Here is an 836-nt window from a genome sequence, read left to right on the forward strand (position 1 = left end):
CTAGGGCGTGTCTTCAAACTCAAGCAAGCCACACCATAATGGATGCCAAGGCCAAAAAAGACTTAAATGTACACGCTAATTTATCATAACGAGTCGCTAACCGACGATAATTCTTTACTTTATTAAAGAAGCATTCCACCAAATGGCGCTCTTTGTAGACATCCCAATCATATTTCAAGGTCACTCGGCGATTTTTCTTTCCGGGAATCACCGGTATGGCCTGTTGTTCCTTTAAAAAGGCCCGAATGGCATTCGTATCATATGCTCGGTCTGCTAGGACTTGCTTCCGGGTCAGTTTCATACTTTTAAGGATGTCAAAACCTTGGACGGAGTCATGCGCTTCGCCTCCGGTCAAGTCAAAGCGAAGTGGATTTCCTAACGCGTCAACTACCGCATGAATTTTCGTACTTAATCCACCTCGGGAACGTCCGATCGCTTGCTTGCTTTGCCCCCTTTTGCGCCTGATCCATGCTGGTGAACTCGCACAATCGTGGCGTCAATCATCACACTTTCCTCGTCAGAGTCTAGGGAAACATGCTTTAATACTTCATCCCAAATGCCCGCTTTCTGCCAGCGTCGAAAGCGGGTGTAGACGGATTTCCAATTGGGGAAGTGGTCTGGTAGATCACGCCAAGGGGCACCTGAACGAGCTACCCATAGCATTGCGTTTAACATGATCCGATTGTCCACTGCGGGACGTCCTCCTTGTGGTTTTCGTTCAGGTGGAAACAAATCTTGAATTAGCCGCCATTGTCTTTCGTGAATTTCGTATCGTGTATTCATTTAATATAATTAACCCATCTATTACCATTTAATCAGTTTGAAGACACGCCCTA

1 protein-coding gene is annotated in these 836 nt (G+C 46.1%); it reads right to left on the reverse strand.

What is annotated here, in order from left to right:
- Positions 1 to 19: 19 nt before the first annotated feature.
- Positions 20 to 783, reverse strand: a protein-coding gene (locus OM416_RS32015) for an IS5 family transposase (RefSeq protein WP_413775855.1) whose coding sequence is annotated in 2 segments (ribosomal slippage) — positions 20 to 439 and positions 442 to 783 — 762 coding nt in all. Because the reading frame shifts where the segments join, the coding sequence is not laid out codon by codon here.
- Positions 784 to 836: the final 53 nt, after the last annotated feature.

It is taken from the genome of Paenibacillus sp. LS1, from assembly GCF_026013365.1.
Taxonomy (GTDB): domain Bacteria; phylum Bacillota; class Bacilli; order Paenibacillales; family Paenibacillaceae; genus Paenibacillus.